This is a genomic window from Pseudoalteromonas sp. TAE56 (assembly GCF_000497955.1).
Classification (GTDB): domain Bacteria; phylum Pseudomonadota; class Gammaproteobacteria; order Enterobacterales; family Alteromonadaceae; genus Pseudoalteromonas.
The window spans coordinates 1-6,906 of the sequence record NZ_AUTN01000004.1 but is presented as its reverse complement, the minus strand read 5'-3'; the positions used below and the strand labels follow the sequence as shown (position 1 = coordinate 6,906).

5 protein-coding genes are annotated in these 6,906 nt (G+C 40.2%); 2 read left to right on the top strand and 3 right to left on the bottom strand.

Translation table 11 applies throughout. The annotated features are described in order from the left end of the window. Positions 1-1,032 (top strand): glycerate kinase type-2 family protein (locus tag L656_RS0100110; RefSeq protein ID WP_024597711.1); only part of this gene is annotated, 1,032 nt, incomplete at its 5' end. A gap of 74 nt (positions 1,033-1,106) precedes the next feature. Next, entirely contained in the window at positions 1,107-2,264 is a 1,158-nt protein-coding gene (locus L656_RS0100105; protein WP_024597710.1) for an ROK family transcriptional regulator, read from the top strand. Between the two features lie 237 nt (positions 2,265-2,501). Here the strand turns inward: L656_RS0100105 and L656_RS0100100 are convergent, their stop codons facing one another. The 3 genes from L656_RS0100100 to coaBC form a co-directional block, all read right to left on the bottom strand. Continuing rightward, positions 2,502-5,270 carry a S9 family peptidase gene (locus L656_RS0100100; RefSeq protein ID WP_024597709.1) on the bottom strand — a complete coding sequence of 923 codons (2,769 nt, stop codon included), beginning with the start codon at positions 5,268-5,270 and terminating at the stop codon, positions 2,502-2,504. 141 nt (positions 5,271-5,411) lie between these two features. Continuing rightward, on the bottom strand, positions 5,412-5,999 hold the full coding sequence (slmA, locus tag L656_RS0100095; protein WP_004335558.1) for a nucleoid occlusion factor SlmA: 588 nt from the start codon (positions 5,997-5,999) through the stop codon (positions 5,412-5,414). Between the two features lie 110 nt (positions 6,000-6,109). Then, on the bottom strand, positions 6,110-6,906 hold a 797-nt coding region (gene coaBC / locus L656_RS0100090; protein ID WP_024597708.1), incomplete at its 5' end, for a bifunctional phosphopantothenoylcysteine decarboxylase/phosphopantothenate--cysteine ligase CoaBC.

The window sequence follows — 6,906 nt, the reverse complement described above, 5'->3', positions numbered from 1 at the left end:
GGCTACGAAAGTAGCGGCGATACTGGGCGAATTAAAGTGCTTAGTGCGAACCACCCAACACCAGACGATAACAGCTTAGCTGCTGGCAAAGAGTTATTGGAGCTTGTAAAAAATAATCCGGCTGATATTCCTATTTTGTTTATTATTTCGGGGGGCGGTTCGTCGTTGATGTGCCTTCCTGTTGATGATGTGCCTTTTTCACAAAAGCAAAAGCTTAATCAGTTTTTACTTAGAAGTGGTGCAAGCGTTGATGAAATAAATGTAGTACGTAAGCAGTTGTCACTTGTTAAAGGCGGTAAGCTAGCGCAGGCTGCTAAGTCGGATTACGTTACGCTTATTATTTCAGATGTAGTAGGGGATGAACCAAGTGATATAGCGTCTGGTCCTACTATTAGCGATGGCAGTACTAAAGCTGATGCACTGGCTATTTTACAAAAGTACAATTGGCCGGTAATTGCAGAGGTTGAAGCACATTTATTAAAATCTGAGCAAGAACGAGCTGCCGATACCATAGGTGAGCACTTTATTGCTGCAAACGCGCAGCATGCTATTGATAGCGCTATAAGTGTTGCACAGCATGAAGGTTGGGAAACTCAGGTACTAGGGTATGATATTCAAGGCGAGGCTAAAGAAGTTGCAAAGCAACATGCGGCTATCGCTCTTGAGCAAAAAGCCCAAGGCAAGCGCGTTATGTTGTTCTCAGGCGGCGAGCTTACAGTAACCGTTGCTGATGTTTATGGCGATGGCGGGCCCAATCAAGAATACTTAATGGCGTTGGCTGAGGCGCTTAATGGCGAAGCGGGTATTTACGCACTTGCTTGTGATACCGATGGTGTAGATGGTAGTAAAGATGTAGCGGGTGCTTACATAAATAGCACAACGATTACACGAGCACAAAGCGCAGGAGAGAGCCTTCAAGCGCAATTAGAAGGACATAATAGCCATCAGTTTTTTAAAGCAATTGATGATTTAATTATTACTGGGCCAACTAACACAAATGTGAATGATTTTAGAGTGATAGTGATTGAGTAGGCGCAGTTTGCCCACTTGTTCTTTATAATGGTTTCACGTAATCTTGTGCTCCAATTTTGTTAGGGTTAATACCTATGTTTTCGTTAAACAACAGTAACTTATTACGCTCTGGTTTTGAGCTTGGAAAAGGCGAAAAGCTTTTTCAAGATATTGAGCGCGATATTATAAAAGTGGTGTTTTGGGAAAAGTGCGTAACTCAAAGTCATATTGTGAGCGCAACTCGTATTCCACAGCAAACTGTGTCGCGTTTACTTAAGTCGTTAACCCAGCACGGTGTAATTGTACAAAGCGATACGCTTATTCCTAATAAAAAAGGTAAGCCGGGGTTTGGCATTGCCCTTAACCCCGATTACGGATTTACCTTTGGCTTAGCTATTTTGCTTGATGCCATTTCGATTGCTGTAATGGATTTTACGGGAAAGGTTGTGTACACCCATATGCAGCTAATGTCGGATATGAGCATTAATAATGTGCTTAAGTGTGCACAAAAGCTGGTGGAAGAAATAAGCGCTGAGCGTGACATTCCAAGCGAAAAAGTACTGGGAATGGGCGTGGGTATCTCTGGCTTTTTTAGCTCAATGGATGGGAAAATGAATACCCACCATATGCTAGAAGAGTGGTCGCAGGTTGATATTATCGATATTGTGTCGCAGCATTTTCAGCTCCCTACTTGGGTTGTTAACGATGCAACAGGCGCGGCTGCAGGCGAGGGCGTTGCAGGTATTGGTCGTGAGTACAAAAACTTTGTTTATATGTTTGTATCGGCCGCATTTGGTGGCGGTATTGTAAATAATGGCGACGTACTGCGCGGTACATACGGAAACGCAGGTGAGCTTGGCGACATGCTACCGCCTAAATTATATGCGCACCCTAATCTTGAATTACTAAAACGTATTTTGAAAAAAAATGGCGTAGCGGTTACTTCTATTTACGACCTGCATGACAACTTTGACCCCGATTGGCCTGGCGTTGAAGAGTGGCTGTTTAAAGTTCAAGACTCATTTGATTTAGTGGCAACCTGTTGCTCTGCATTATTAGATGCTGAAGCGATTATTATTGGTGGCCATATTCCAAAAGAGTTGGCTGAAAAAGTTATTGCACGAACTGAGGTTTATGCACAATTTAGACGTGGCGCTAAACGCCCTATGCCAAAGCTGGTGGTTTCTAATATTGATAATTTTCCGGTATCAATTGGCGCAGCCACATTGCCATTTAGAGAGTTGTGTTTGTAGCTTAATACTAATCCGCAATAATACTTAATCATTTTGCGGGGCTAAACGTGTCGCTACCTGCGTTAAAAAATCTCATTTAGAACAACTAAATAGCGAGTTTTTTGCCTAGCTATCAACACGTTTTTCCAGCCTCAAAATAGCTCACTTAATTAAGCGAATTGGGATAAGTAATAGAAATTTTAAAAACAAAAAAGCCGATATTGTTTTATGCAATATCGGCTTTTTTGTTTGGGTTATTTACTCTTCAACGAATGCCTCGCCTTGTGTCATCCACTTTGCAGCTGGTTTGCCTTTTAAGTAATGATCAAAGTACTGCATCATACGCACTGAAAAATCGACCTGATTAGGAAACTTTTTCAAGTGGTGTGGTTCACCTTCGTATTGTAAAAATGTAGCGTCTTTTCCTGCACGGCGTAGTGCTAAATAATACTGCACGCTTTCATGCCAAGGCACTGCATCATCTTTGTCGCCAGACATTATTAAGATAGGCGTATTAACTTTGTCTGCAAAAAATACTGGTGAGTTTTCTATGTAAAGCTCTGGTGCTTCAAATAAGTTTTTGCCAATACGGCTTTGCCCTGTTTCGTATTGAAACTGACGAGCAAGACCCGATTTTAAACGTATGCCACTGTAAGCACTTGTCATGTTTGATACTGGCGCGCCAGATACAACCGCTTTAAACATATCTGTTTGGGTTATCATAAACGCACTTTGATAACCTGCCCAAGAGTGACCTTGTAAACCTATTTTATCTGGGTCGGCTATGCCTAAATCTATTAATTTTTGGGTGGCGTTTATCATGGTTTGCGTTGACGATTTACCAGGGTGACCTATTTCAAAGCGAATATCAGGTAAAAATACCGCATAACCGTTTGAGGTAAACATAGGAAAGTTAGGGCGATGGTTTAATTCCATTTTTGGAAAATCAAACATGCGTTGACTCATATAACGATAAAAATACACAACCACAGGTACTTTATCGCCTTTTTTATAGCCCGCTGGTTTTATTAGTACGCCTTGTAAATCTTCGCCGTCAAAGCCTTTATAGCTTATTAGTTCTGGCTTTTCTCCCCATGCAAAATTACTAATTTGTGGGTTTAGCGTGGTCACTTTTTTTGGTGCGCTAAAGCTAAAATCAGTTTGGTAGTAATCAGGAAATTGGCTATAAGTTTGCGAGGTGAACAAGTACTTGTCAGCCTTTTTGGCTTTTTTAACTACATCAAAGCGTTTATTACCGCTAAGCACGTTAGTTATTGTGTTAGTGGTTAAGTCGAGCTTTGCAACTTCGCTTTGTTTAGTTTGCAAGTTAACAGCAGAGACAAGTAATGTATCGCCTTTTTTAAAGCCCACTTGGGTTTTATCAAGCTTAATAACACGGTACTGCGTATTGCTTTGCTTACCATTAGTTAGGCGTTTTGCTTGCTGCGTTTTTACGTCAAATGCCCAAATATCGTATTTACTATAAGCAAGCACTTGGCTGCTGTCGGTCATCCAACCAGCAAAACCATAACCAGGTTGAATAGATGGGTAGTCGTGTTTATCATCAGCAAAGGTTGCCTGAATCGCTTTTGTAAGCGGTGTTACTTTATTGTTTTTTAAATCTTTTAGCTGTATTTGGCTATCGCTAAAATAAGTCGCAAACTCACCATTAGGGGCAAGGCTCGGTCTAAACGGATAGTTACTAATAATTGGAGTTTGTTTACCTGTGTTTATATTTACTGCAAAGTAATCAGCAAAAAAACCGCCGTACATTATTTTTTCTAGGTAGGGGATGTTAGATGAACCAAGTAAAGATACATCTCGCTGAGGGTTTAGTGCAACCTCAGGCATATTAGTGGTACTTAGCTGTACCACTTTTTGCGAGTTAACGTGATACACCGCACTGTAATGGCGATTTTTATTAACTTCGTTCCATTGCTGCTCTTCACGCGGTTTTATTTGCGCATCGTTGTTGTGCCATACATCTAAACCTTTATGTTCACGTATGGTATCAAAGTCGTACAATGAGGCTTCATCAGTATATTCTTTAGCCTTAACTTTAGCAGCAAGCTTTGGATGGTTTTCAAAATATAAACGCTCGCCATTTTCTGACCATTCAAGGGTGGCTGTTTTCCCTAACGTCCATGCTTTATTCGGTGAATCTATAGTTGCAAGCTTCTCGTTTTTATATAGCTGTAAAGTGTAGCTACGACGGCGCGTGTCATCATTTACATAGTTACCCAATGTAAACGCTGCAATATTGTCAGTTGGGTGCCACGCTATTTTATTTGCGATTACGCCTGGTTCATCAATTAATACACTGCTATTAAAGTCACTTAGCTCAATTAACGCTATTTGGTTGTTATTGCCATCGCTGTAACTTTGGCTCACTAATAGTTGGCTGCTAGCTGAGTTAATAGCGTAGCTAAATACGTTTTCTATTGTATGGGTGCGTTTATCAGATAAATTTACGATAACAAGCGCATAGCTCTTATCTTTTTTATCGGGCGTGATAGCGTTATCTTCTTCGTTTTTAGTGCTATCGGTTTTATCTTCTACTTTTACGTCATCGTCTTTTTTATTTAAACGATAAGCAAGCCACATACCGTCATCAGATAATGTGTAATCTTTTACATCAGCAAAGCTTTGTTGGGCACCTGATTGTGTGTTTACGAGTATCAAGTTATTTTTAAGGGTGTCTTTTTTCTTAGTTGTTTCTTTTTCAAGTAAGGTAGGTATTTGTGTAAAAGCGACCCAGTTAGCGGCTTTGTTAATATGAGGCTTAGTGCCGCGATCTACTTCTGCAATGAGTGTATTGCTTTGTAGTGAGTAAACTTGGCCAGTTGCACTCCCACGATACGGCGTTGCACTAAAAGTGAGTACTTGACCATTATCAGATAGTTGCGTGCTTTTAGCTGATTTAAAACTAAATATATCTTTAAATTGTAGTGATTCTTTGGCGTGTATGCCGGTGCTAGTTAAGCTGGCAACGAGTGCCGTGCTTAATAAGGTGAGTTTTGTTTTCATTATTGATTCTCGTATTATGACATTGTTTCATTGTAACGAGTTTGGTTCATAATTCGAGCGGATCAGATAAATGGCAGCTACATACGACAAAACGACCCGTAGGTCGTTTTTTAGTATTCAATTAATTAATTTAGCAAAAAATTACAGCCAAATTTTTTGTAGCTCAAGCCACTGTTTTTCAAATTGAACACTTGGTTTTGCTTTAAAGTCGCTACGTACAAACTGATTCATTTTGCCTTCAACGTAGGCGAGTAAAAAGTTTGCAAGTGTAAGCTCATCACTTTGAAAGTTTTTACCTTCACGTAATTTACGCTCACGAAGTACTTGTTTAAACTGAGTTTCTAGTTTTTCAAACAAGGTTTGTACACGTTCTCGCAAACGTTCTTGCTCACCTTGCAGAGCATCACCCGTTAAAATACGAGTAATACCTGGGTTTTTTTCAGCAAAGGTTAGAAGTAATAATAGAATGTTATAAATGCGCGTTTGGCTTTCTTTTTCGTTTTCAATAATAATATTTATACGAGATAAAAGGGTATCTTCAATAAACTCAATTAAGCCCTCAAACATACGCGCTTTGCTCGGAAAGTGACGGTATAGCGCGGCTTCAGACACACCCACCTCAGCAGCTAGTTTTGCTGTAGTGATGCGTTGGCCTAAATTAGTTTCTAACATTTGTGCGAGTGCTTGCAGTATTTGCTCTTTGCGATTACTTCTTTTTGTCGCAGGCATGAACATTCCTTTTTATTAGTTATTCTTAGTGGCGCAGTTAAGAACCCTAGTCATTTTTTGTTCAAATGAATGGCGTATGTTAATGTTTTATTCAGTTTGTTTCCAGCCTTTTATAGATGTTTGGCCAGCTGTTCGATCACCTTGCGAGCTATTTCTATTTTACTTGTTGTTGGTAATTCAAGTTGTTCGTTATGCCAGTATAGTGTTAAAGCATTATGATCGGAATTAAACCCTAAGCCACTTTTTGATACGTCATTAGCGCAAATCATATCTAGATTTTTATTTTTTAGTTTACCTTTCGCATAGCTTTCTACATTTTGAGTTTCGGCGGCAAACCCCACAGTATAAGGACGGTTTTGTTTAAGGTTGGCAATAGCTGCAATTACGTCAGGGTTTTTAGTTAAAGTAAGAGTGAGTTCGTCGCCTTGCTTTTTCATTTTTTGAGTCGCAATTTCTGCTGCTCGATAATCTGCTACAGCGGCGCAGCCAATAAATGCATCTGACTGTGGTGCATAAATTAATGATTCATTTAGTAACTGCTCAGCGCTTTCAATATTTATTAAATTTACGCCAAGAGGTGCTTTAATCGTAACAGGACCCGAAATTAAATTAACCGTAGCACCGAGTTGCAAAGCGGCCTCTGCCAGTGCATAACCCATTTTTCCTGAACTGTGATTTGATATAAAACGTACCGGATCGAGAGGCTCACGCGTTGGGCCTGCTGTTATTGTAATTGTCTTTCCTGCAAGTAATTGCGGTTGCTCTTTTGCTGTACATAGCGCAACTAGGTCATGTGGCTCTAGCATACGTCCAGCGCCTACATCGCCACATGCTTGCTCACCTTTACCTGGGCCCCAAATAAGTACGTTGCGTGCTTTTAATGTGGCCAAATTGGCTTGTGTCGCTG

What these genes read in the sequence shown, in the direction of transcription:
- L656_RS0100105 (WP_024597710.1), top strand. Translation starts at nt 1,107, where the DNA reads ATGTTTTCGTTAAACAACAGTAACTTATTACGCTCTGGTTTTGAGCTT.
- L656_RS0100100 (WP_024597709.1), bottom strand. Translation starts at nt 5,270, where the DNA reads ATGAAAACAAAACTCACCTTATTAAGCACGGCACTCGTTGCCAGCTTA.
- slmA (WP_004335558.1), bottom strand. Translation starts at nt 5,999, where the DNA reads ATGCCTGCGACAAAAAGAAGTAATCGCAAAGAGCAAATACTGCAAGCA.